At 45.5% G+C, this 224-nt stretch carries 1 pseudogene; it reads right to left on the bottom strand.

The window, feature by feature from the left end:
* Window positions 1-224, bottom strand: a pseudogene (locus AC04NP_RS30905) (secretion protein HlyD); the annotation flags it as partial.

Below are 224 nucleotides of genomic sequence, written 5' to 3'. Positions count from 1 at the left end.
CCGTCGGATACATACCATTTGGTGATCCTGCCACTGCTTTTGCATATTAAAGGTGCGGGTGGATTGATGGTGGTAAGTACTAATGGGGTGGAGACCACCACAGGATATTTGAAAAAGTAGCTTCCGGCAACAATTCCCACGAATAATGTAAAGAAAACAGTAATGCCCCATCGGACTATCCATGCCGGCACATGGCCCATAATTTCCTGGACTTCTTCACTATA

The organism is Agaribacillus sp. DX54, assembly GCF_056858335.1.
The sequence above is the reverse complement of the archived record's forward strand: the minus strand, read 5'-3'. Positions and strand labels throughout refer to the sequence as shown.